The sequence below is a fragment of the Ruania halotolerans genome (genome assembly GCF_021049285.1).
Classification (GTDB): domain Bacteria; phylum Actinomycetota; class Actinomycetes; order Actinomycetales; family Beutenbergiaceae; genus Ruania; species Ruania halotolerans.
This window is the reverse complement of sequence record NZ_CP088017.1, coordinates 4218790-4242882: the sequence shown is the minus strand read 5'-3', so window position 1 is coordinate 4242882 and position 24093 is coordinate 4218790. Positions and strand designations below refer to the sequence as shown.

The following is a 24093-nucleotide window of genomic DNA, read 5'->3' as shown; positions in this document are numbered from 1 at the left end:
CTATCGGTTTGTGTCGATCCTGCCACTGTCCGGTCGGCGCCCGGATTGCCAGTCTTGAGTCATGCATTCCGACGACTTCCTTGCTCAGCAGATGATGAAAGCCAACAATCCCGCGACTGTCCGTCATGGGAACGACCGTCCCGCTGTGCAGAGCCTGTTCGCCATGCTGTGGCGCGGCATCCGTCACGTCGCTTCGGGAATCGACGCGTTCTCGAGCGTCTGGCACGGGATCGAGGTGCCGGCCGATCACGAGTCCCGTCATCGGACTCCTTCGGCGGCACGCGCCACGTTCCGCCGATGACGGCGGGAGCTCCACGGCACCGGGGTCAGGTCGTCCGGCCATTCCTTGCGGCCATGACGTGAACCAGCTCGAGTTCTCGACTCGCCCGCGGCTAGGGTCGGTGGTCATGGATCGAGTCGTGCACGCCTATGGCGCGCGAGTGGCCGAGTATGTGGAGAAGGTTGGCAGCATCGAGGCCGTCCATCCTGAGGATTTCGATCTGGTGCTCAGCTGGGCGAGAGGCTTGCGTGGCCCGGTGATCGATGTGGGATGCGGTCCGGGGCAGTGGACCGATGCGCTGCATCGATCGGGTGTCGAGATTGAGGGGGTGGACCCCACCCTGGAGTTCCTCGACTCTGCCCGTACGCATTTCCCCGACGTGGGATTCCGGCTCGGCCGCGCCGAGGACCTCGGGGTGCCCGACGGATCGCTCGCCGGAGCGCTCACCTGGTACTCCCTCATCCACACCGAACCAGAGCGGATCGACGCCTCGCTCGAATCTCTGGCACGTGCCCTCCGACCGGAGGGTGGCCTTCTGATCGGGTTCTTCGCCGGTGCGGACGGCGAAAGTGGCCCCGTACCGTTCGATCACAAGGTGGTGCGTGCCTACCGGTGGCCCGTGGCTGCGTTGGTCGCTCGGGTGGTCAGGGCCGGATTCGACGTCCTCCAGACCGTCACCCGGATCGATCCTGGCCACCGGCCGCACGGGGCGATCCGTGCGCAGCGCACACCTGAGCCTCTCACCGTCGAGCGGGCTGAGAAGGTCTGGGAGCTCCGGCCCAGTCGATAGGGTGCCTTCGTGAACAGACGACGGGGGTCGAACGTCCTAGTTGCGCTGGCGACGGCAGCATTGCTCGCCGGATGCACCGCACCATCGGAGCCGGAGGACGACCCGGCCGGCGCTGAGCCGGCCACGACCGCGAGCGAATCCAGTGCCGACGCAGAGGCTGAGGCTGAGGCAGCGTCGGAGGCGTCGACCGATGCGGGAGCGGCGTCTGGGTCGCCGTCGGTCGAGGCCTGTGAGGAGGTCGTTCTCGAGGCGGACGAACAGGTCACGGGCGAGGCCGTGGCCGCGTGCGCCGTCGGGATGCTCATGGCCTACGGTTCAGGGCGCGAGTACGTCGACGACGGCGAGACCTATGGCGAGGCCGACTTTCTCTTCACCGAGGACCTCAGATCCTTCGATGCTGTGATGCACACCGCCGACGGCGACGCCGGCCTGATCGTGATCGGCGCCGACGCATGGCTCGAGATGGACGGTGCCTGGGTGGCCAGCGATCCGGACTCGACAGATCCGGGCGAGCAGATGGCCGCGATGGTGGGTGGGCTGTACCGGGCGCTCGCGGATCCGATCACGGTGATGGACGTGCTCAGCGGCTCCGACACCTGGACAGTTCAGGAGGATCGCGAACTGATCACCCTTCCGGACGGGACCGATGTGAACGCGTGGCAGGTGGTCGCGGACGAGCCGTTCACGTGGGGCGAGGTGCAGGTGACCGACTGGGTGCTGTGGTTCGGCTCGGACCACACCCCGGTGGGCAACCGCGGCACGTCCACCATGTTCGGCTTCGAGGGGACGTCGTCCCAGATCTTCTACGACCTCGGCGCCGACATCACCATCGAACCGCCCCTGTGAGGGATCGTCCGAGCATCCGGCAGGGCCGAACTGCGCCGATCACTGCGCCGATCACTGTGCTCAGGCGGCCGGCACGGGGCGAGGCGTGTCATGCAGGCGCCGGACCCCGCTCCGGTAGCCGGCCGCGAGCCCGAGGTAGAGCACCGCGAGGGCGATGAACGCGGCACGGGACCACCCGGTGTCGGGCAGTACAGCGGCGGCCACGGCGGCAGCACCGGCGAAAGCGCCGTTGTAGAGGGTGTCATACAGGGAGAACGCTCGGCCCCGATAGGAGTCAGCCGTGTCCCGCTGCACGATCGTGTCCACGGCGATCTTCGCGCCCTGCACGGCCAGGCCCATCAGGACGGCGGCCGTCGCGATCAGCCAGAACACCGGCGCCGTGGCCATCAGCACCTGGCTGAGAGCGCCCAGCCCCAGACACAGGATCACCCAGGCCGACGGCGCCATCCGCTCGTGTGCGAGCGGGGTGAGCACGATCGCCAGGCCGTTGCCCGCGAACGAGATCCCGGAGAGCAGCCCGAACATCGCCAGCCCCGCGGCAGCGTCCGTGGGGTCGGTGAGCAGGTTCCGGGAGATGAGGATCAACGCAATGAAGTTCACCCCATACAGGAACCGGTGCGCGGACATCACCCCGAGCGCCATCCCCGGAGTGCGGCGGGCCACGAGATACCGGGCGCCGGCAACGAGATCGGAGGCGGTCGAGCGGATATCCCTCCACGCGTGGGAGAGCCCCCGATCGCGAGGAGCAACGACGTCCGGACCGAGCTGGTCCTTGCCCAGGCGCAAAGCCAGCAGTGACGCCAGACCGAAGATCACAGCGGCTACGGTGAGCACCAGACCGTCCTTACCCGGGCCGTCCGGTACGACCAGCCCGAGCAGGAAGCCGATCCCCGCACCGACCACGGCGGCGCCGGCGCCGAGAGTGGGGCTCAGCGTGTTCGCCATCAGCAGTTGCTCGCGGGGGACCACCCGTGGCAGGGATGCGGAGAGCGCCGCGAGCAGGAATCTGTTCACCCCCAACGTGACCAAGGCGAGCACATAGACCACCACGGAGACGCCGTCGGTGGCCATCAGCACCGCCAGGGCGATCGTGAGGACCACCCGAACGGCATTGCCCACAAAGAGCACCTGCCGCCGTCGCCAGCGATCCAGGAGCGGACCGGCAAACGGTCCGACGATCGTGAAAGGCAGCAGCAGGACGGCGAACGCCGCGGCCACCGCCCCAGCGGTGGCGAGGTTCTCCGGGGAGAAGAAGAACAGCGTGGCCAGGCCGGCCTGGAACATCCCGTCGCCGCACTGGGACACCAGGCGCACAGTGAAGAGTTTGCGGAATCCGCGGTGGACGGCCACCGTGCGCAGGTCGGCGAGGATGCTCACTCGGTGGAGGGTATCGCGCCCAGGTCAGGGCACCCTTATTGCGAGTAGGTCGTAATAGACTGCTAGGGTCGAGGTGATGAATCCGGAGCCGATGAGCAGCGAGACCTGGGCCGCCGCGCTGCGGTCAATGGGTCGGCGCGTCACCCGGCAGCGCCTCGCCGTTCTCGAGGCCGCGCATCGGCACCCGCACGCCAGCGCCGAGACGATCCTCGCGGCCGCGCGCACCGAGTTGGCGGCGCTCACGGCCCCGTCGGTGTACCAAGTGCTGAGCGACCTCACCGAGTGGGGCCTCCTCCGCAAACTGGAGCCGCCCGACTCCCCGGCAAGGTATGAGACCCGGATCGATGACAACCACCACCACGTGATGTGCACCCGGTGCGGCGCGATGGAGGATGTGAGTTGCGTCGTCGGGCATGCCCCGTGCCTGACGCCCGCCCACACCTCGGGGATGCGTATCGAGTCCGCCGAGGTGCTGTTCCGCGGTACCTGCGCCGCCTGTGTGGCCCTCGAGACTCAGGCTCCCGCCCCCGAGCCGGCCGCGGCCGGCTCGATCATCTGAACTGCTCGACGACATGATTCCCAACCCAAGGAGTACCGCACCCATGACTGATGTGACCACCACGAACACCGGTACCCCGGTGGCGAGCGACCAGCACTCGCTGACCGTTGGCAACACCGGGCCGATCGCGCTCCATGACCACTACGTCGTGGAGAAGCTAGCCCAGTTCAACCGCGAGCGCGTTCCCGAGCGCGTGGTGCACGCCAAGGGTGGCGGCGCTTTCGGCACCTTCGTCACCACCGGTGACGTCTCGAAGTACACCCGCGCTGCCCTCTTCCAGCCGGGCGCAGAGACGGACATGCTGATCCGCTTCTCCACGGTGGCAGGCGAGCAGGGCAGCCCGGACACCTGGCGTGACCCCCGCGGGTTCGCGGTGAAGTTCTATACCAGCGAAGGCAACTATGACCTGGTGGGTAACAACACCCCGGTCTTCTTCATCAAGGACGGGATCAAGTTCCCCGACTTCATCCGCTCCCAGAAGCGCCTGCCCGGCTCCGGGCTGCGCGACAACGACATGCAGTGGGACTTCTGGAGCCTGCAGCCCGAGAGTGCCCACCAGGTGACCTGGCTGATGGGTGACCGGGGTATCCCGCGCACGTGGCGGCACATGGACGGCTTCGGTTCGCACACGTACCAGTGGATCAACGCCGAGGGTGAGCGGTTCTGGGTGAAGTACCACTTCGAGACGAACCAGGGCAATGAGTTCCTCACCGGCGCGGAGGCCGACGAGCTGGCCGGTCAGGACGCCGACCACCACCGCCGCGACCTCTACAACGCCATCGAGTCCGGCAACTTCCCCTCCTGGACGCTCAAGGTGCAGGTGATGCCGTATGAGGACGCGAAGAGCTACCGGTTCAACCCCTTCGACCTCACCAAGGTGTGGCCGCACGGCGACTACCCGCTGATCGAGGTGGGCACGATGACGCTGAACAAGAACCCGGAGAACTTCCACGCGCAGATCGAGCAGGCTGCGTTCGCGCCCTCGAACTTCGTGCCGGGTATCGCCGCCAGCCCGGACAAGATGCTGCTCGCCCGCATCTTCTCCTACGCCGACGCGCACCGGTACCGGGTGGGCACCAACCACGCCGAGCTTCCGGTGAACGCGCCGAAGTCCCCGGTGCACTCCTACTCCAAGGACGGCGCCATGCGGCACAACTACCGGCCGGCCGATGCTCCGGTCTACGCGCCGAACAGCTTCGATGGGCCGGCCGGCGACCCGGCGGCTGCCGGTGAGGGCAACTGGGAGTCCGACGGCGAGATGCAGCGTGCTGCCCAGGCGCTGCACGCCGAGGATGACGACTTCGGCCAGCCCGGCACCCTCGTGCGTGAGGTGCTCGACGACGCCGCCCGGGAGCGCTTGGTCGGCAACATCGCCGGGCACGTCGGTCAGGTGCAGTCCGAGGACATCCGCGAGCGTGCCTTCCGGTACTGGGATCAGGTGGACGCCACCCTCGGTGCCCGCGTGCGCCAGGCGGTTCAGGCGCTGCGCGCCACCTCGGTGAGTTGAGTTCGGCCTTGAGCAGATGAGCGGTTGAGGCAGGCCGGCGGTCGAGCTGCCACCTCCGTTCCGATCCCGACGGCGCCCGTCCCCTTTCTGGGGGCGGGCGCCGTTGTTCGCGGGAAAGGGAGGCTGGGGCCGTTCCGGCCCGCCAGCAGCCGAATGAGATGTGACGCAAACGTTGTCGCATACACCTTGTGCGGCTGTGCAACGGGACCTACTCTTCGATCACGGAGCACGGCCGGGCATCGGGGAATGGGGCAAGGGCCGTTGACCGGTGTATTCGGTCGCGTCCTGCGACTGAACGTAACGAGGGGATACATCAGCATGAGCACCATTCAGTCGCGCCCACAGCGCAGTCGTAAGATCCGCGCCATCCTCGCCGGTGGCGTCGTCCTCGGGGTGGGAGCCGCAGTCACGCTCGCCGCCTGGAATGACAGTGAGTTCACCTCGGGTCTGTTCGGCGCCGGATCCTTCAATCTGCAGGGATCGACCACCAGCGCCACCACCGGTTTTACCGATCATGAATCCGCCGATGGTGCCGCGGCACTGACTTTCACCGCGCCTTTCGACAACCTTGCCCCGGAGGATGTGGTCTACGCGCCATTCTGGGTTCGATTGGCAGCCGACACCACCAGCCCTGCGAATCTCGCACTTGTTGCGGTCGACTCCACCGATGACCTTGCCGGCAACTCGGCGAACCTGAGTTACGCCGTGTATGCGATCGCTCCGGGTGCTGCATGCGACGAAACTGCCACCTCGGGCGTCGAGCTCGGCTCTGCTGCGACTCTTGCGGACGATACGGCCGTGACCGGGGGTTCCGTGGCGTTGCCGGTGGGCGATCCCACCACTGACCCGGGTGTGGCGACCCAGCTGTGCACGATCGTGACGGCTGGCGCTGACCTCGAGCAGGGTGGCCAGACCACGGCTGTCTGGCAGTTCACCGCGACCTCCGAGTGAGGGATGCGGCCATGACCGCTGCGGATGAGGGAGCGGGCCGGCACGGGAGCGGCCGCCGTCGGGCGAATCGTGCCCGTGGCGGTTCGCACCGTGGTGGTTTGCGCCGTGGTGGTTCCGGCGCGGGCGGACGCCGGACCTGGTTGCGCGTGCGCGCCCTGCTGGCCGGCGGTCTCGTGCTCGGATTCGGGGCCGCTGCCACGGTGGCGGCCTGGAACGACAGCGAGTTCGCCTCCGGTACGGTCACTGCGAGCACCTTCGGAATCGAGGGAAGCGTCAACGGTGGCACCTATGCCGAGCACGCCACCAGCGGCGAAGCGGCCACTCTCGCGTTCTCACCGGCACTGCCGGCGCTCTCGCCCGGCGATGCCGGGTTCATGCAGTTCTCGGTGCGCACCACGGCGGCCAGCACGACCGGCGGCACAGTGGGCATGCAGACTCCGGTGGTCGGTGGCTCGAGCACGCTCGCGGATGCGCTTCGCTATGCCGTACGGGTGATCCCCGCAGGCTCGGCCTGTGACGCCGCACTGTTCTCCAATGCCTCGGCACCGGTGATCGTGGGCAATGAGACGGCCCTGACGGCCGCTGTGGCGGCGAACTCACGGCCACTGGACGCTGCAGCTGCCAATGAGGTGTCCTACTGCGTGCGCATCTCGATGCTCACCACGGCGCCCACCACCGTGCAGGGCCAGACCACCACCATGACCTGGCAGTTCCTCGCGACGTCGCTATGAAGGGGCTCCGGATGATCGCCGTGTTGCTCGGGGTGGGTCTGATCGGCCTCTCCGCGAGCGCCGCCGCCGCACAGGCGCCGGTGCGCGAGGTCATCACCGGCCAGGTGCTCCGGCTGGTCTCGGTGCAGGACCGCGACGCGATGCAGTCGATGGACCCGGGGGAGCCGGTCGCCTGGGACGTGCAGGTGAGCGCCAGCAGATCCGACGGCGAGATCGACCTCTCCCTGACCTCCGACGAGCCGGACGACGCCTTTCGGGTGCAGGTGAGCGCGTGCACCGGTGAGGGTGTGGACTGTGGCGAGCAGCTGTTGGCGCCCACCGTGGTGCACGCGGGAACTATCGAGCTCGGCACCCAGCCCGCGGCGGACGCGGTCTGGTACCGGATCAGCACCGAACTGGTCACGCCCGACCCGGAAGCGAGCACGTTGTTGACCTTCACTGCGAACGGGCACGGCGAGGACGTCTCCGCCGGTGGCCCTGGTGCAGGAGAACCGGGCGCAGGCGGGCCTGGTGCAGACGGACCTGGCGCAGGCGGCCCGGTTTCCGACGGCGGCTCTGGTGCGGACCTGCCGTCGACCGGTGTGGTGGTCTCTTTCCTCGTGCTGCTGGTGGCCGGAGTGCTGGTGCTGCTGGGTTCGGCCCTGCGCAGCGCGCGCCGTTCCGGCTCCCGCTCCGGCACGGTTGGCGGGCCCTCATGACGGCGCCCCGCACCCTCCGCACGCGGCTCGCCGCTGCGGGCGGGGGTCTGGCTCTTGTGGCGGGTGCGATCGCCGCGGGAGGCGCTCAGCCGACCACGGCGGCGTGGACGGACAGCGAGTACGCCCGTGCCACCGTCCTGGCCTCGACGTTGAATCCACCGCGCGCGAACGGGTGCTCGGTCGCGGCACTGGCCGGTTCGGCCACCCTGAGGTGGTTGACCCCGGCCACCCCGCCCAGCAGTTATAGCTATGAGTGGCAGTTGGTGCGGAACGCTACTGGTGCCACCGTCCGTTCGGGGACCCACCTCAGCACCGTGGTCGAACACGTGGTGAACGCGACTGGGCTGGTGTCCCTGTTCGAGAGCTACACGTTCCGTATCCGGACTGTCTCGGGCAGCTGGCAGAGCGTTTGGCGTACGGCAACTGTGACGACAACGGTCGGCGCCCTGGGCATCACCCTGATCGGATCCTGCTCGTGGAACTAGGGACCGATCGTGGCTGAGCACACCCTTCGAACTCGCGCCGCCCGCCGTAGCGGATGGTCCCGCGCCGGCGATGCGCTGCTCACTGTGCTCGCCGCGGCCGGTGCCCTGTGCATCGTCCTGGTGATCCTCGCCTTCACCCTGAACATCTCGCTGATCATGTTCTCCACCGGCTCCATGTCGCCGGCCATCCCGGCCGGCTCGGTGGCCCTGGTGCGCGAGATTCCCGCCACCGAGATCGAGGTGGGGGACGTCGTCACCGTGGATCGCGCGGAGGGGCTGCCGGTGACGCACCGGGTCACCGAGGTGCTCGACGCCGACGGCGAACAGGTGACCTTCACCATGCAGGGTGACGCCAATGCGGACCCGGACCCGGCGCCGTACACCGTCTCCCAGGTTCGGCTCGTGCTGGGTTCGGTGCCCCATGTGGCCTCGGTGATCGTCCGGTTCCAGGATCCCGTGGTGCTCGGATCCCTGACCCTGGCAGCGGCCACCCTCGTCACCTGGGCGTTCTGGCCGCGTCGCACCGCCGATCCGGAGACCGAGCCACGGGCAGGGAACCAGGCAGATCCCGCGCGCGCGGGCAGCGGACCGGCGCACCGGGCCTGACGCCGGTCAGGCCTGAGGTTCGAGCAGGACCTTCAACGCCTCGCCAGACTTGGCCAGCTCGAAGGCACGGTCTGCCTCCCGCAACGGCACCTGGTGGGTGACCAGCGCGGCGAAGGCCTCGGGCGCCTTGGCCACGATCGCCATGGCCTCCGCGCAGTCCGCGGCGGTGTTCGCCGTCGACCCGGTCACCAACAGTTCGCGGTAGTGGATCAGGTTCGCGTCCACGGTCACCTCACCCTTGCCCGAGGGCAGGCCCGCGAAGAAGTTCACCCTGCCGCCCTTGGCGGCCGCGCGGACCGCATCGGTGAATACCTGGTGCACCGGCGTCGCGGCGATGACCACCTCGGCACCGATGCCGTCGGTGAGTTCGAACACCTTCTCCACCAGGTCCTCGGCTCGCGGATCGATGGTCTCATCGGCGCCATACTCCCGCGCCAGCTCACGCCGGGCGGCTGAGGTCTGGCTGACGATGATGCGGCGCACCCCGGCCTGCTTGGCGAGGACCACCGCCGTCAGGCCGATCGGCCCCGCACCGCACACCAGCACCGTGTCCGCGCTGGTCAGGCGCAGTGGGCGCAGTCCGCGCACCACGGCGGCGACCGGTTCGATCATCGCGGCGGTGACCATATCCAACCCAGGCGGCAGCGGGAGCACATTGCCTCCGGCGACTCCGCGGGCGGTGACGCGCACGACCTCGGCGAATCCGCCGTCGAAGGTGAGCCCGACCGAGGTGTAGTCCTCGCACAGCGGCCCCAGATCCTTGCGGCATGGCGGGCACTGACCGCACGCGATGTTCGGTGCGATCGCCACCGGCGTGCCCGGCTCCAGATCGGCGCGCCCGGACCGGTTCTCCCGGATCCGACCGACCGATTCGTGCCCAGGTACCCGCACTGTCCCGGCCGGGAAAAGGCGATGCTCACCCCGAGCGATCTTCAGGTCGGTACCGCAGATCCCTGCGGCCACTACGTCAATCGTCACCTCGCCGTCGGCGGCCTGCGGGAGGTCCTTCTCCCGTAGGTGCAGTGATGAATCGGCGCCATACTCGTAGGCCAGCACCTGTGCTCCCTCCGTCGGCCCCTACCGTAAGGCCCGGCGCCCGCTCGGCGGCGAAGGTGTCCGGTCCTCGACACGGCCGCCGTCGACGCGGCGCCCGGCACCACGACGCAGCACAGCCGTACGCCCGGCGGGGCGGTGCTCAGTCGAAGTCGAAGAGGTCCTCCAGCCAGCTCTCCCGGCGCTTGCGTTGGCGAGGATCCCGACGGCGGTCGTAGCGCCGGTCATCCTGGTGGTAGCCAGGGTGGTCGTACCCGGGCATCCCGTACTCAGGAGCGCCGTACCCAGGCACACCGCCGGGCACGCCTGGAGGCGGCCCTGGGGCGGGACCGTCGTCGAATGGGCTTCCGTACACCGGGTCCGGGATCGCTGGAGCAGGAGCAGGCGGCGGTGATGTGGGCGGCGCAGGCGGTGGTGATGTGGGGGGCGCAGGTGGTGAACCAGGGGTGCTGCCCACGCGATCGATGATCTTGTCCAGCTCGCCACGGTCCAGCCAGACGCCGCGGCACGTGGGGCAGTAGTCGATCTCGACACCGCTGCGCTCGCTCATCACGAGAGTGGCACCATCGGTCGGACACTTCATGGAGGGCTCCTGTTCACTGGCTCGCTGGCACAACGCCTGACAGGTCGTCCGAGTTCCATTGACACAGCGAGTCCCTCGCCGATCTGGGCGTTAACGCTCCCAGTCGACGAGGGACTCGACCCTATGGCCGGGTGGGGCGATCACTCGCCCGCGATGAACTCCTCCACCTTCGAGCGGCCCAGATCATCGTCGTACTGCTCCGGCGGGGACTTCATGAAGTACCCCGAGGCAGACAGTACTGGCCCGCCGATGCCGCGATCCTTGGCGATCTTCGCGGCACGTAGCGCATCGATGATGATGCCGGCCGAGTTCGGGGAGTCCCATACCTCGAGTTTGTACTCCAGGTTCAGCGGCACCTCGCCGAAGGCGCGACCCTCGAGCCGCACGTAGGCCCACTTGCGGTCGTCCAGCCACTGCACGTAGTCCGAGGGACCGATGTGCACGTTCCGGGCGCCGAGATCGTGCTTCAAGTTCGACGTGACGGACTGCGTCTTGGAGATCTTCTTCGATTCCAGGCGCTCGCGCTCCAGCATGTTCTTGAAGTCCATGTTGCCGCCGACGTTGAGCTGATAGGTACGGTCCAGCACGACGCCACGCTCCTGGAACAACCGGGCCAGGACCCGGTGCGTGATGGTCGCGCCTACCTGTGACTTGATGTCGTCGCCCACGATCGGCACACCGGCCTCGGTGAACTTTGCCGCCCACACCGGATCTGAGGCGATGAACACCGGGAGCGCATTCACAAATGCCACTCCGGCATCCAGAGCGGCCTGAGCATAGAACTTCGCAGCGTCCTCCGAGCCCACGGGCAGATAGCAGATCAGCACGTCCGCCTTGGCCTCCCGCAGTCGCTGGGCCACATCGACGGCGGGGGCCGGGGATTCCTCGATCATCTCTGCGTAGTACTTACCGATGCCGTCCAGGGTCGGCCCGCGCTCGACGCTCACCCCCAGTGGGGGCACGTCCGCGATCCGGATGGTGTTGTTCTCGCTGGCTCCGATCGCCTCCGACAGATCGAAACCCACCTTCTTGGCATCGACGTCGAAGGCTGCAACGAACTCGATATCCCGCACGTGATAGGGGCCGAACTGGACGTGCATGAGCCCCGGAACGGTGCCCTGCGGATCGGCGCCGGCGTAGAAATGCACGCCTTGGACGAGGGAAGCGGCGCAGTTGCCCACCCCCGCGATCGCCACGCGGATGCTGGTCATGGATTCTCCTTGAGGTCAAAGTGGCCGCGCCACGGCACGTTCACGGTGGCCGCGCGCATCTGAGCAGGTCACTCCTTGAAACTAACAAAGGTGCGACATGTTCTGTTCATTATGTTATGTCTCGCAGCGACGTGAGTGGGTCGCCCAAGGTCGGGCCGAGTGTCGGGCCGAGTGTCGGGCCGAGCGTCGGACCGGCCCTGGAGCGCGGACGTACCGGCCACCGTTGCCCGCTGTGAAGCCGCTCACCCTGGGTGAGCAAATCCTGTGAGGACCGCGTGAAGATGGGCGGTCACAGCGCAATGCTGCGCATACTGGAGGATTGCGGGCTCGGCACAATCTGCGAGGGCCCGCGCCAGCGAGGAGAAAGGGCCGACGTGGCACAAGGACGCGGATCGGGGCGGGATACCCCCGGCCAGGGGGCCGGTAGACCGGAACGACGTAGTGTGCGCGAGAGCGGCGTGAACACCGCGGCGGCAGGGTCGCCGTCGTGGAAGAGGACGGCGGGCGCCTCCGAGGGCGCCAAGCGCTCCGGGTCTGCCCGTGCCGGCGCCACGGGGAACCGAACACGCAAGCGCAAGGGTTTCTGGAACTATCCACGGCGTGGCAAGGGCCCGGTGCGGCGTTGGCTGCCCGGATGGCGCTTCACCCTTGGCGCGGCCGGAGCGGTTCTGGTGCTCGGCGCCGCACTGTTCACCGCCGCGTATCTGCTCATCGACGTGCCCGAACCGGACGACATCGCGCTGCAGGAGGGGTCCACGGTCACCTTCGTTGACGGTGAGACGCCGATGGGCACCTTCGCCGATGTGGACCGCGACCTCATCGACACCACGCAGGTGCCCGACCACGTCGGAGCCGCCATCGTGGCCTCGGAGGATCGGCGGTTCTACTCCAACGTGGGGGTGGACCCGATTGGTATCGCTCGCGCGTTGTGGAACAACCTGCGCGGGAACGACACCCAGGGTGGCTCAACCCTGACGATGCAGTACGTGGAGCGTTACTACACGGGGCAGACCTCGGGGTACGTCGACAAGTTCCGCGAAGCGGTGCTGGCGCTCAAGATCGACCAACAGCAGAGCAAGGACGAGATTCTCGGCGCCTACATGAACACGATCTACTTCGGTCGCGGCGCCTACGGTATCGAGCGAGCAGCCCAGGAGTACTTCGGCCACCCGGCCACCGAGTTGACCGTCTCGGAGGCGGCACTGCTCGCCGGGATCATCCCCTCCCCGGGCAACTGGGACCCGGCGGTGGCGCCTGATCAGGCTCAGGTGCGGTGGGAGCGAACCCTCGAGTTCATGGTCGAGAACGGGAACATCACGCAGGCTGAGGCCGACGAGCAGGAGTTCCCCGAGGTGGCGGAGCCGGATCGCACCGATACCTATGGCGGCCCGAACGGGTACCTGCTGACGATGGTGCGTGATGAGCTCATCGAGGCAGGCTTTACTGAGGACGAGATCGACGGCGGCGGTCTGCAGATCACCTCGACGATCGACCCCGACATGCAGGCCGAGGCCGTGGCCGCGTCGGAGAATCTTCCGGAGGACACCCCGGAGAGCGTCCGGGTGGCGTTGACGTCGATCGACAACGAGACCGGCGGCATTCTCGCGTTGTACGGAGGGCCGGACTACATCGAGCGGCAGCGCAATGCTGCCACCCAGGACAACGCCCAGGGTGGTTCGACGTTCAAGGCGTTCGCCCTGATTGCCGCCCTGGAAGGCGATGCCACGCTGGAGACCCGCTACCCCAGTTATGCGCCGATGGCCTTTGATGGCCACGAGGTGAACAACTTCGACACCATCAACCGCGGGTACATCGACCTGGCCACCGCGACGCAGCACTCGGTGAACACCTACTACATGCAGCTCAACACCGAGACGGGGCCAGAGGCTCTCGTGGATGTGGCGCACCGGATGGGCCTGCCCGAGGACACCCCTGGGCTGGAACCCTTCCCCTCGAACGTGCTCGGTCCGGCGTCGCCACACCCGGCGGACATGGCCGAGGCCTACTCGACGATCGCCACGGGCGGGGTGCACCGGGACCGGTTCATCGTGGAGTCCGCGGTCAACGCCGACGGCGAGACGGTCTACACCGGCGGTGGCGAGGGCGAGCAGGTGGTGGATGCTCAGGTGATGGCGGATGCCACCTATGCCATGCAGCAGGTGGTGCAGGGCGGTACCGGCTCGACGGCCTCGGAGATCGGCCGACCAGCAGCGGGCAAGACGGGTAGCTCGAACGACTACCGATCGGCGTGGTTCGTCGGCTTCGTGCCGCAGATCACCACCTCGGTGGCGATGTATCAGATTGGCGAGGACGGTGAGGAGATCTCGATGGTGGACGGCTGGGGCGGTGTGGCACCGATCTCCGGCGGCAGTTACCCCACCGATATCTGGACCGAGTACATGAGCGCGGCCGTGGCCGACCTGCCGGTGGAAGAGTTCCCCGAACGGTCTGCACCCGACTACTCGAACGCGCCGCCGGCCGCACCACAGGAGGAGCAGCCCGCCGAAGAGCCGTCGGAGGAGCCGACCGAGGAGGAGACCACCGAGGAGCCGACCGAGGAGCCCTCGGAAGAACCCACTGAGAAACCCACGCAGGAGCCCACTCCCACACCCACCCCGACTCCGACTCCGAGCCCCACGCCGACAGACGACTCCGATGGTGGCCTGGTCGACGGTGTGCCGGACGGCGACGCTGACTCGGACGGTGGCGACCCCGACGCGGGCTCCGATGCGAGCGCGGATGGCGACGCCGGCGCGGATTGATCGGTGGACCGATGGACCGGAAGGCCCGTCTGAACCCAGTTTCCCCGACTGAACAACCGCCGTCGGGGGTTCACACACGAAAAGTGGGTTCAGACGGTCGGTGAGATGGGGTCAGCGCAGCAGGCGCCGGGCGCGTGTCTGCGGAACTCCGGCGCTCCTCAGTGCCACCTCGAGGCCGCGGCGATGCCAGGCGTCCGCCCACGTCCATCGAGCGAATCCGTGCACCTGGCGGCGGATGGCGTCCTCGCGGCGTTTCTCCTCCAGGACTCGGGTGGCAGCATCCTCTCCCCCGCCCACGTACTTGGCATACCCGTCCGCCTCACCAGCGATCCCGAACTCACGCCAGAAGAAGTCGACGTAGGCGTCGGTCTGCAGATCGGGAAGCCAGAGGTGGGCCTGACGCTCGGGCGCCGGGAATCCGAGCTCCTCGATCGTGAGCCCGCTCAGCGTCTCCAGTGCGCTCTCCGAGGCAGTACTCGCCCGGCTGAGCACCGCCTCAACTCGCCGGGAGCCGTGGTAAGGAAGCAGGCGATGATGTTCCGCTGCCATCTGATCGGGCGTCGTGATCGGCTCCGCGCCCGGTGCCCGCGGCACGAGCAGTGCCGCGTCCCAGGCGGCCAGTGCGCAGACCAGTGGCGCATGGCGCGCGAGTTGGATCAGGGTGAACTCGATGGGGGTGAGGAGCGCACCCTCGTGGGCGACGGGCTCGATGGGTTTCCTGCTCGCCACGTCGATGACATCTCCGCGGCGCCTACCGGTCGGTCCAGGGCGCAGCCGATAGATCGTGCTGGGCCATCGGCCGATGATCGGCAGGCCCATGAGAATGGCGGCCGAGTAGGAGGTGAATACCGGTGCTCGCTGACGGTGCGCGGCCGCACGCACGAGGAGTTCATACCGCTGCCGGTCACGTGCGGGAGCGGAGTCCGGTTCGCCGGCGGCAGCGTGGCGATACACCCCGTTCCGGATCCGCATCAGGCGACCGCCTCGATGTGCGGCCTCCAGCTGTGCGACGCGTCCCGTTGCTGCCGCGCTGGCATGGGTGATGAGTCCGTGGTGATCGGCAGGTAGCGGGGCCATCGGTGCAGTCAAGCCCGAGGTCGGCTGCAGCGAGTGGTCTCGGTGCCCGGGGTGTGGACACCGCCTCATGGCGTCCGACCTGTGGAAATCTCGACCCGTCGCCGTCTGAACCCACTTTTCCCGACTGAACCCCCGCCGTCGGGGGTTCGATCAGGAGAAGTGGGTTCAGATGCGCAGATGGTGGTGGAGCTGTGGAGGAAGGCACACGGGCACCGGCGCAGTCCGTTAGGATGAGCGGGTATCTCGTGCACCTGCTTGCGGGCACCCGCTCGGCAAGAGGGGCACGAACACGCATCACCCTCCTGTCACGGAGAGACCGTGACCGCCCAGTCCGAAGGAGGTGGGTTGAAGTATGCGTCATTACGAACTGATGGTGATTCTCGATCCCGAGATCGATGAGCGAACCGTTCCCGCGGCGCTCGAGAAGTTCCTCGGTGTGATCACCAGTGGTGGTGGGACCGTTGACAACGTCGACATCTGGGGCAAGCGCCGCCTGGCGTTCGAGATCGCGAAGAACCCCGAGGGCATCTACGCCGTGGTGAATATGCACGCCACGCCGGAACTTGCCAAGGAGCTCGACCGCCAGCTCGGCCTCAGCGAGTCCATTCTCCGCACCAAGCTCATCCGACCCGACGCGCGCTGAGCGCTAGTCCCTCGTAAAGGAGCGTCATGGCAGGCGACACCGTCATCACCGTGATCGGCAACCTCACGGCTGACCCTGAGCTCCGGTTCACCCCGTCGGGTGCGGCCGTGGCCAATTTCACGATCGCGTCCACCCCTCGCCAGTTCGACCGTCAGTCGAACGAGTGGAAGGACGGCGACACCCTCTTCATGCGCTGCTCGATCTGGCGCGAAGCTGCGGAGAACGTCGCCGAGTCCCTCACCAAGGGGATGCGGGTGGTCGCACAGGGTCGTCTGGTTCAGCGTTCCTTTGAGACTCGCGAGGGCGAGAAGCGCACCGTCGTCGAGCTTCAGGTCGACGAGGTCGGCCCCTCCATGCGGTATGCCACGGCCAAAGTCACCCGCGCCCAGCGCGGTGGTGGCGGTGGTGGTGGCTTCGGCGGAGGAAACTCCGGTGGCGGAGGCGGCTTCAGCGGAGGTAACCAGGGCGGCGGCTTCGGCGGCGGCCAGGGTGGCTCCGGCGGCGGCCAGGCAGACGACCCGTGGGCAACCGGCGGCTCGAGCTTCGGCGACGAGCCCCCTTTCTAACCATCACCACTGCGCGCCGCAGTTGACGCGGCGCGAGCATCCAAGGAGCAACTATGGCGAAGCGTGAAGTTCGCAAGCCTGTGATCAAGAAGAAGGCGAACCCCCTCAAGGCCATCAAGCTTGAGGGGCCGATCGACTACAAGGACACCGCTCTGCTGCGGAAGTTCATCTCGGACCGCGGCAAGATCCGCGCGCGCCGCGTGACCGGTGTCACCGTGCAGGAGCAGCGGCAGATTGCTCGGGCCGTGAAGAACGCCCGAGAGATGGCGCTGCTTCCCTACTCGAGCTCTGCTCGCTGAACCGGGGAGGAACAGCCATGGCGAAGCTCATTCTCACCCACGAGGTCACTGGCCTCGGTACCGCGGGAGACGTCGTTGATGTCAAGGACGGCTATGCCCGCAACTACCTGCTTCCGCGCAACTTGGCCACCCCGTGGACCAAGGGCGGGCAGAAGCAGATCGACCAGATCACCGCGGCTCGCCGCAAGCGTGCGATCGCCACGATCGAGGACGCCCGCGCAGTGCGTGACTCGCTGCAGGCCAAGCCCTTCGTGGTGCGCGTGAACTCGGGCCCGAACGGTCGCCTCTTCGGCGCCGTGACGACCTCGGACATCGCCGACGCCATCCGGGCCTCCGGAGGGCAGCAGGTGGACCGCCGCAAGATCGAGATCGGCCAGCCGATCAAGAGCCTCGGCGGTCACCAGGTGCAGGTGCGCCTGCACGCCGATGTCTCGGCCACCGTGGATCTGAACGTGGTTCCGGGCGCCTGACACCCACCCACTGACGACGGCCCGGTCACCCTGCGAGGTGGCCGGGCCGTCGTACGTCCAGGGTGCGCGCAATGGTCGGCGCGAGGTGCTGAGCTGCGCCGATGGTGCTGTGAGCGTGCACACATGGGCAGTTCTGACGTGGCCCCGACCGTCGCCGATGAGACAAGGTGGAGGCATGCAACAAATGAACCGAAGGATCGTGAAGGCAAGCGTCATCCCAGCAATGGCCGCACTCCTCCTCGTTGGCTGCAGCGGTGCGAACGCCGTCGCTCAGAGCGAGGTCGAAGAGGTAACGGCTGATCAGCTCGAGGCCATGGTGGGAGGGACGCGCCCGACCATCGACTGCCCCGACGATCTCGATGCCGAGGTGGACACCACCATGGACTGCGTGCTCTCCGTTGACGGAGACGAGGACACGTACCTGGTGACCTTGACCGTCACCTCGGTGGAGGATGGGAACGTGAACTGGGACGTCCAGGTGGCCGAGACTCCCATGTGAGCCGACCTCGTTCCGACTGACGGCCCTGAGCGGCCTCGTGTCCCCTCGGGCACGAGGTATGCCAGGGCCGTCAGTACGTCTCCACTGTGTTCAGACCACTGTGTTCAGATCCCGGTGCTCAGACCGCGTGCTCACACTCCGAGCACCATCCACCTGCTCCCGCGGGAGCGCAGCCACGTCGTCAGGGCCCGGGCGCCCAGGAAACCTCCGGCGAAGGCGACCCACAACCACACCAACCCGACGGCGCCGCCGGGAGCCCACCGGACGACCGCGCCGAGCAGCGGCAGATACACCACAAGGGCGATGGCGCCCGCCACCGCGAGGTAGACGCCGTCTCCGGCGCCCATCAGCACCCCGTCCAGCACGAAGGGCCACGCCGCAATCGGCATCAGCACACCGATCACGATCAGCCCCAGATGGGCGGCATGCTGGACGGCAGGGTCGCTGGTGAACAGCGGCGTGAGCAACCCACCGAGCAGGGCGATGAGCGCGCCGATCCCGACTCCTGCGAGGGTGCCCCAGCGCAGGCACCGCCGGACGACGGCCCGTACCTCGTCGGGGCGGCGCGCCCCGAGCCCGTGGCCCACCAGTGCCTGGGCAGCGATGGCGAGGGCGTCGAGCGCGAAGGCAGCGAGCCCCCAGACGGAGTTGACGATCTGGTGCGCCGCGAGCGGAACGTCACCGAGGGAGGTCGCGGCAGCGACCGTGAGCAGGATCGCCGCGCGCAGGGTGAGGGTGCGGATCAGCAGGGGCATCCCTGCTCGTGCATTGGCGAGGATCCCGCCGGGGGCGGGGCGCAGGGAGACCCCACCAGAGCGTGCCGCCCGCACCACCACCCACATCAGGGCGAGGGCCATGCCGATCTGGCCGATCGCCGTCGCCAGCCCGGAGCCGGCGATCCCCATCCCGGCGCCGTAGACGAGCAGCACCGACCCGGCTGCGTTGACGATCGCGCCGACCACGGCCACTCGCAACGGGGTGCGCGTGTCCTGCATTCCGCGCAGCGCACCGGTGGCGGCGAGCACCACAAGCATGCCGGGAATGCCGGGCAGGCTGGTGCGCAGGTATGCGAGGGCGTGCGGCGTGACATCGGCGGATGCCCCCATCACCGCCACGAGCGGTTCGGCGGCGGCGTAGCCGGCCACGAGAACAACCACGCCGAGGCCGAGGGCGAGCCAGATGCCGTCCACGCCGACGGCGAGCGCGCCTTTCGTATCGCCCGCACCGAGGCGCCGGGCTACTGCGCCCGTGGTGGCGTAGGCGAGGAAGACGAACAGGGCAACGGTGGTGACCAGGAGTGCCGAGGCGAGCGTGAGTCCGGCGAGTTCGGCGGTGCCCAGGTGCCCCACCACGGCGGAGTCGACCAGGACGAACAGGGGCTCGGCGACGAGAGCGCCCAGTGCGGGCACGGCCAGGGCGAGGATGCGGCGGTCGAGGGTGCGCGCGGTGGGGGTTGCTGGGGAGTCAGGTGCATGTCTCGGTGGGTTGACAGGGTGGTCGTCGTCCGGCCCGGCGTGTGGGCCCGGCGTGTCGTCCACGGATCCTCCGAGTTTCTTCTATCCACAGGGTGTGGGCTCACTTCTTGGTGCAATCGTGCGGATATGAGTGCTTGTCCACACCCCGTCTGAGTACCTGTGCACAACGGATGGGTGCTCGCTCCACACTCCGTCCACAGCCTAGGCGGTGTTCGTCCCCAGGTTGGTGGGTGCTCGTCCCCAGGGGCTCGGTTGTGGCGTTTGCCGCCGGTGCTCCCCAGTGCGTAGCGTCGCCCGGTGGCTCGGTATCCGCCGTGGGTCGAGGTGGTGTGTCGGTGGGTGCTGATAGGTGTTGTCAGTCCACACAGCGGGCGGATCGAGCAGTGAGGAGCGGGTGATGGCGGTGCAGATCAGCCGGTCGATGCAATGTGGGGCGGCGGCGTGAGCGTCCAGGAGATCACCGAGGCGCCCGGGAGTTTTGAGCGCACCCCTCCGCAGGATGTGGCGGCTGAGCAGTCTGTGATCGGCGGCATGCTGCTGTCGAAGGATGCCATCGCGGATGTGGTGGAGGTTCTGCGCGGGACGGACTTCTACCGGCCCGCGCATGAGGCGATCTACGACGCGGTCCTTGACCTGTACGGCCGCGGTGAGCCTGCCGATGCGGTGACCGTGTCCGCGGAGCTGACCAAGCGCGGCGAGCTGAGCCGGATCGGCGGGGCGCCGTATCTGCACACCCTGCTCTCATCCGTGCCCACCGCCGCGAACGCTGGGTACTACGCGCGGATCGTGCGCGAGCGGGCGGTGTTGCGGCGCCTGGTCGACGCGGGCACCCGGATCGTGCAGCTGGGCTACGCCACCGATGGCGGTGACGTGGACGATCTGGTCAACACGGCGCAGTCCGAGATCTACGCCGTCACGGAGCGGCGCACCGCTGAGGACTACGTGCCGCTGAAGGACGTCATCAACTCCACGATGGAGGAGATCGACGCCGCCTCGCACCGTGGTGAGGGGATGATCGGAGTGCCCACCGGGTTCGCGGACCTGGATGCCCTGACGAACGGGCTGCACCCCGGGCAGATGATCGTGATCGCGGCCAGGCCGGCGATGGGAAAAAGTACCCTGGGTTTAGATATCGCCCGGGCCACGTCGATCAAGCACGGTCTGACCTCGGTGATCTTCTCCCTGGAGATGAGCCGCAACGAGATCTCCATGCGTATGCTCTCGGCGGAGTCGCAGGTGCCGCTGCAGCACATGCGCAAGGGCACCATGCGGGATGAGGACTGGACGAAGCTGGCCCGCACGATGGGCAAGGTGTCCGAGGCGCCGCTGTTCATCGACGACAGCCCGAACATGTCACTGATGGAGATTCGCGCCAAGTGCCGGCGGCTCAAGCAGCGGCACGACCTCAAACTCGTGGTGATCGACTACCTGCAGCTGATGTCCTCCGGTAAGCGAGTCGAGTCCCGCCAGCAAGAGGTCTCAGAGTTCTCCCGTGCGATCAAGCTCCTCGCCAAGGAACTCGAGGTGCCCGTGATCGCGATCTCGCAGTTGAACCGTGGGTCCGAGCAGCGTACGGACAAGAAGCCGCAGGTGAGCGACCTTCGCGAGTCCGGCTCGATTGAGCAGGATGCCGACATGGTGATCCTGCTGCACCGCGACGACATGTATGAGAAGGAATCACCGCGGGCCGGCGAGGCGGACGTGATCGTGGCCAAGCACCGTAACGGGCCCACCGACACGATTGTGGTGGCCTTCCAGGGTCACTACGCACGGTTCGTGGATATGGCGCACTGACGAGCACCACCCGTTTCGTGTCGAGAGGCGGCGAACGCCGGCCTCCGGTGGCTCAACATAATGGCCGCGTACGCAGCACGGGAGCTCGTTGTCGGGGGCACGCTGGTACCTTCCCGTTATGGCTTCAGAGGACTTCGTGCCGGGCGACTTCATTGCGCCGACGTCTCTGGTGACGGAGCGGTTCCGGCTCGAACCGCTGGGGCCACAGCACAACGCCGCGGACCACGCGGCGTGGACGTCGAGCATCGAGCACATCAGGTCGAGCGCAGGGTATCCGGACGGTAGATGGCCACCGCTCGCGGGGATGTCTCTGGAGGACAATCTCGCTGACTTGCGCCGCCATGCCGCCGATTTCGCAGTCGGGAAAGGGTTCACCTTCACCGTTCTCGAGCACGGCAGTGGCGACGTGATCGGATGCGTCTACCTCTACCCGCCGGAGTCGGACGGTTTCGACGTCAGTGTGCAATCGTGGGTGCGGGCCGACCATGCCGACCTCGACGGCCCGCTCGCCGACGCCGTCGCCACCTGGATCGCAGCGGAGTGGCCATGGAGCCGGCCGGACCGCTACGGCCGCTGACGATGAGATCGGCCTCAGGGGCGGCCGTGCCGCGCAATGGTGCGCGCACCCTCGCCTGTGACGCACATCACCAACGGCTTGCCGTGACGAGATCGGTGCTCAGCCGTCTGCACAGGAGGGAGAAGCCTCAATCGGACATGAGAATGGAGCACCAATGACTGACCCAGCACAGGATCGGCCCGGCAGCGGCCTGTTGCGTCGCGCGGCCACCCTCGTCGTCGGCACAGCCCTCGCCATGACCGGCGCAACCGTCACGAGCATCGCTACCGCAGGTCCCGCATCGGCGGACGTGCCCGCCGATGAGTGCCCTGCCGAGGGCGAGATGCCCGGCATCGGGAACGAACCGACGTTTACCGACAACAACGTGGCCGTCTACGCCGGGGGCAACTATGTCGCCACAGGCGCGGCAGCCGAGTCCGAGGGTCTGCTGCTCGTCCGCGGCGACGCGACGTTCGACAAGGACTCCGGCGGAGTCTTCAACGTCGGCGCCGTCGGTGTCGGATCCGGAATCACCCCCTCGCCGGGCTCCACGATGCTCGCCGTCGGCGGAGACCTCGTGATCGGCGACACCACGCGCGTGGACGTGGGCGCGAACATCGACGGCGGTGGCGCGGTACGTGTTGGCGGTGCGATCACCGTGGGTGACGGCCTGACGTCCAACGGGGCCACGATTGACGAAGGCCTGGGTGCGACCGCAGCCATGGATCCCTATGCGGACTTCCAGGACGCGATCACCGACGCCTCCGCCGATATCGCCGCGCAGACGGTCATCGGCACCGCCGAGCGAGCCGGCAACAGCGTCACCTTCACCGGATCCGGTGATAGCACGCCGCAGTACTTCGAGATCAGTGCCGCCGACCTGAGCGGAGCGACCGAGGTCTACATCGAAAACGTCCCCGACGGCGCCGCCGTGGCGATCACCGTGACCGGTGGTCCCGTTGAGTTCTCCCCCACCTACTTCTCTCTCGACGGGGAGCGCGTGGACGACTTCGCCAGTCCGGAGTTCGGAAACGCCGCGTCTCAGCTGATGTGGAACTTTGCCGACGCGGAGAGCGTGACGATCGGCGGATCGAGTCAGTTCATGGGCTCCATCCTCGCCCCAGCCGCCGACGCCGAGATCACGGCCAGCACCAACGGCCGCGTCTACGTCGGCGGAGATCTGACGACGAGCGGTACCGGCAACGAGCAGCACAACTACCCCTGGATCGGGGCACCGGAACTCGACTGCGGGACCGAACCGACTGCGTTCGGCGGGTTCTCGGTGGTCAAGGATGTGGTGGGTGCAGCGGCCGATTTGGTGCCTGCCGATGCGCAGTTCTCGGTGGAGTATGCCTATGAGGTTGATGGTGAGTCGGTTTCGGGTGTGGTGACGGTTCCGGCTGATGGCACGGTGGTTGCTGGTCCGCAGGATGTTCCGGCGGGCACCGTGGTGACGTTCGTTGAGTCGGGTGTGCCCGAGGTTGATGGTGTGGTGTGGGGCGATCCGGTGTTCTCGCCGTCCTCGGTCACGGTGGCTGATGGTGAGAACGTCGTGGTGACGCTGACCAATACCGCCGATGAGGTCGCGACGCCGCAGACCGGCGGATTCTCCGTGGTCAAGGATGTGGTGGGTGCGGCCGCTGGTCTGGTGCCTGCCGATGCGGAGTTCTCGGTGGAGTATGCCTATGAGGTTGATGGTGAGTCGGTTTCGGGTGTGGTGACGGTTCCGGCTGATGGCACGGTGGTTGCTGGTCCGCAGGATGTTCCGGCGGGCACCGTGGTGACGTTCGTTGAGTCGGGTGTGCCCGAGGTTGATGGTGTGGTGTGGGGCGATCCGGTGTTCTCGCCGTCCTCGGTCACGGTGGCTGATGGGGAGAACGTCGTGGTGACGCTGACCAATACCGCCGACCCGGCCGAGGCTGCCGATGGTGGCTCCGACGGCGATGAGCACGAGTCCGAGTCCGACGACGGGTCGACTGGTGACGAGAGCACCGAAGGCACGCTCCCGGAGACCGGATCCGAAGCACTCACCAGTGCGGCGGCCGCGGCGGGACTGCTCGCGATCGGCATGTGGCTCGTGCTCGCGTCCCGTCGTCGGGCACAGGCGCAGTACACCCAGGCCTGACCTCTCACCCGCCCGGCTCGCCCTGCTCGTCGCCCCGATCCATCGATCGGTGAGCGTCGCTGGTAGGCGCGGGACCACGGAGATGCCCTTCTGACGCGAGGATTCACCCAGTCAAGAAGGGCATCTCGCGGGTGCAACTGTCACATCCGC

The 24093-nt window shown here is 67.6% G+C and carries 25 protein-coding genes; 19 read left to right on the top strand and 6 right to left on the bottom strand.

The genetic code is table 11. The features are described 5' to 3' along the window. The first annotated feature begins 61 nt into the window (after positions 1–61). The 3 genes from LQF10_RS19215 to LQF10_RS19205 all read left to right on the top strand — a co-directional run bounded on the left by LQF10_RS19215 (position 62) and on the right by LQF10_RS19205 (position 1916). Positions 62–301 carry a hypothetical protein gene (locus tag LQF10_RS19215; protein ID WP_231065449.1) on the top strand — a complete coding sequence of 80 codons (240 nt, stop codon included), beginning with the start codon at positions 62–64 and terminating at the stop codon, positions 299–301. A 106-nt stretch (positions 302–407) separates the two neighbouring features. Next, positions 408–1070: a class I SAM-dependent methyltransferase gene (locus tag LQF10_RS19210; protein WP_231065448.1), complete on the top strand. Its 663-nt coding sequence runs from the start codon at positions 408–410 to the stop codon at positions 1068–1070. Between the two features lie 9 nt (positions 1071–1079). After that, positions 1080–1916 (top strand): hypothetical protein, encoded by an 837-nt coding sequence (locus LQF10_RS19205; RefSeq protein WP_231065447.1) that lies wholly within the window; start codon positions 1080–1082, stop codon positions 1914–1916. 60 nt (positions 1917–1976) lie between these two features. Here the strand turns inward: LQF10_RS19205 and LQF10_RS19200 are convergent, their stop codons facing one another. Then, complete coding sequence (locus tag LQF10_RS19200; RefSeq protein WP_231065446.1) at positions 1977–3293, bottom strand: MFS transporter; 1317 nt, start codon at positions 3291–3293, stop codon at positions 1977–1979. A gap of 76 nt (positions 3294–3369) precedes the next feature. Here LQF10_RS19200 and LQF10_RS19195 point away from each other — a divergent pair, with 76 nt between their 5' ends. From LQF10_RS19195 to LQF10_RS19165, 7 genes are all read left to right on the top strand, one after another. Continuing rightward, the gene (locus LQF10_RS19195) at positions 3370–3852 is read left to right on the top strand and encodes a Fur family transcriptional regulator (protein ID WP_231065445.1); all 483 of its coding nucleotides are present in this window, start codon (positions 3370–3372) and stop codon (positions 3850–3852) included. 43 nt (positions 3853–3895) lie between these two features. Then, positions 3896–5359, top strand: coding sequence for a catalase (locus LQF10_RS19190; protein WP_231065444.1), 1464 nt, complete (start codon positions 3896–3898; stop codon positions 5357–5359). 318 nt (positions 5360–5677) lie between these two features. Next, positions 5678–6310 carry a SipW-dependent-type signal peptide-containing protein gene (locus LQF10_RS19185; RefSeq protein ID WP_231065443.1) on the top strand — a complete coding sequence of 211 codons (633 nt, stop codon included), beginning with the start codon at positions 5678–5680 and terminating at the stop codon, positions 6308–6310. An 11-nt stretch (positions 6311–6321) separates the two neighbouring features. Then, entirely contained in the window at positions 6322–7041 is a 720-nt protein-coding gene (locus tag LQF10_RS19180) for a SipW-dependent-type signal peptide-containing protein (RefSeq protein ID WP_231065442.1), read from the top strand. An 11-nt stretch (positions 7042–7052) separates the two neighbouring features. After that, complete coding sequence (locus LQF10_RS19175) at positions 7053–7739, top strand: hypothetical protein (protein WP_231065441.1); 687 nt, start codon at positions 7053–7055, stop codon at positions 7737–7739. Beyond that, positions 7736–8224, top strand: coding sequence for a hypothetical protein (locus tag LQF10_RS19170; protein ID WP_231065440.1), 489 nt, complete (start codon positions 7736–7738; stop codon positions 8222–8224). The genes LQF10_RS19175 and LQF10_RS19170 overlap by 4 nt, the downstream gene beginning before the upstream one ends. Positions 8225–8233: 9 nt before the next feature. Next, the gene (locus LQF10_RS19165; protein WP_231065439.1) at positions 8234–8830 is read left to right on the top strand and encodes a signal peptidase I; all 597 of its coding nucleotides are present in this window, start codon (positions 8234–8236) and stop codon (positions 8828–8830) included. Positions 8831–8836: 6 nt separating this feature from the next. On the opposite strand, the gene LQF10_RS19160 is transcribed toward LQF10_RS19165, so the two are convergent. From LQF10_RS19160 to LQF10_RS19150, 3 genes are all read right to left on the bottom strand, one after another. Next, positions 8837–9886 (bottom strand): zinc-binding dehydrogenase, encoded by a 1050-nt coding sequence (locus LQF10_RS19160; protein WP_231065438.1) that lies wholly within the window; start codon positions 9884–9886, stop codon positions 8837–8839. 139 nt (positions 9887–10025) lie between these two features. Next, positions 10026–10466 carry a TFIIB-type zinc ribbon-containing protein gene (locus LQF10_RS19155; protein WP_231065437.1) on the bottom strand — a complete coding sequence of 147 codons (441 nt, stop codon included), beginning with the start codon at positions 10464–10466 and terminating at the stop codon, positions 10026–10028. A gap of 140 nt (positions 10467–10606) precedes the next feature. Next, complete coding sequence (locus LQF10_RS19150; RefSeq protein ID WP_231065436.1) at positions 10607–11677, bottom strand: inositol-3-phosphate synthase; 1071 nt, start codon at positions 11675–11677, stop codon at positions 10607–10609. Positions 11678–12051: 374 nt separating this feature from the next. Between LQF10_RS19150 and LQF10_RS19145 the strand changes: the two genes are divergently transcribed. Then, the gene (locus LQF10_RS19145; protein WP_231065435.1) at positions 12052–14439 is read left to right on the top strand and encodes a transglycosylase domain-containing protein; all 2388 of its coding nucleotides are present in this window, start codon (positions 12052–12054) and stop codon (positions 14437–14439) included. Positions 14440–14550: 111 nt separating this feature from the next. Here LQF10_RS19145 and LQF10_RS19140 read toward each other — a convergent pair whose 3' ends face one another. Next, the gene (locus LQF10_RS19140) at positions 14551–15516 is read right to left on the bottom strand and encodes a hypothetical protein (RefSeq protein WP_231065434.1); all 966 of its coding nucleotides are present in this window, start codon (positions 15514–15516) and stop codon (positions 14551–14553) included. Positions 15517–15868: 352 nt separating this feature from the next. On the opposite strand from LQF10_RS19140, the gene rpsF reads away from it, so the two are divergent. The 5 genes from rpsF to LQF10_RS19115 all read left to right on the top strand — a co-directional run bounded on the left by rpsF (position 15869) and on the right by LQF10_RS19115 (position 17993). Next, on the top strand, positions 15869–16159 hold the full coding sequence (rpsF, locus tag LQF10_RS19135; protein WP_231065433.1) for a 30S ribosomal protein S6: 291 nt from the start codon (positions 15869–15871) through the stop codon (positions 16157–16159). Between the two features lie 26 nt (positions 16160–16185). After that, complete coding sequence (locus LQF10_RS19130) at positions 16186–16725, top strand: single-stranded DNA-binding protein (RefSeq protein WP_231065432.1); 540 nt, start codon at positions 16186–16188, stop codon at positions 16723–16725. A gap of 53 nt (positions 16726–16778) precedes the next feature. After that, a complete protein-coding gene (rpsR, locus tag LQF10_RS19125; protein WP_231065431.1) occupies positions 16779–17024 on the top strand; it encodes a 30S ribosomal protein S18 in 246 nt (81 codons plus the stop codon). A gap of 17 nt (positions 17025–17041) precedes the next feature. After that, a complete protein-coding gene (gene rplI, locus LQF10_RS19120) occupies positions 17042–17494 on the top strand; it encodes a 50S ribosomal protein L9 (RefSeq protein WP_231065430.1) in 453 nt (150 codons plus the stop codon). 175 nt (positions 17495–17669) lie between these two features. Continuing rightward, positions 17670–17993, top strand: coding sequence for a DUF4333 domain-containing protein (locus LQF10_RS19115; RefSeq protein ID WP_231065429.1), 324 nt, complete (start codon positions 17670–17672; stop codon positions 17991–17993). Positions 17994–18124: 131 nt separating this feature from the next. Here LQF10_RS19115 and LQF10_RS19110 read toward each other — a convergent pair whose 3' ends face one another. Next, on the bottom strand, positions 18125–19531 hold the full coding sequence (locus LQF10_RS19110; RefSeq protein ID WP_435531418.1) for an MATE family efflux transporter: 1407 nt from the start codon (positions 19529–19531) through the stop codon (positions 18125–18127). 378 nt (positions 19532–19909) lie between these two features. Between LQF10_RS19110 and dnaB the strand changes: the two genes are divergently transcribed. The 3 genes from dnaB (at position 19910) to LQF10_RS19095 (ending at position 23943) form a co-directional block, all read left to right on the top strand. Beyond that, positions 19910–21262, top strand: coding sequence for a replicative DNA helicase (gene dnaB / locus LQF10_RS19105; RefSeq protein WP_231065428.1), 1353 nt, complete (start codon positions 19910–19912; stop codon positions 21260–21262). Between the two features lie 118 nt (positions 21263–21380). Next, positions 21381–21839 (top strand): GNAT family N-acetyltransferase, encoded by a 459-nt coding sequence (locus LQF10_RS19100; RefSeq protein WP_231065427.1) that lies wholly within the window; start codon positions 21381–21383, stop codon positions 21837–21839. A 154-nt stretch (positions 21840–21993) separates the two neighbouring features. Further along, positions 21994–23943: a choice-of-anchor A family protein gene (locus LQF10_RS19095; RefSeq protein ID WP_231065426.1), complete on the top strand. Its 1950-nt coding sequence runs from the start codon at positions 21994–21996 to the stop codon at positions 23941–23943. Positions 23944–24093: the final 150 nt, after the last annotated feature.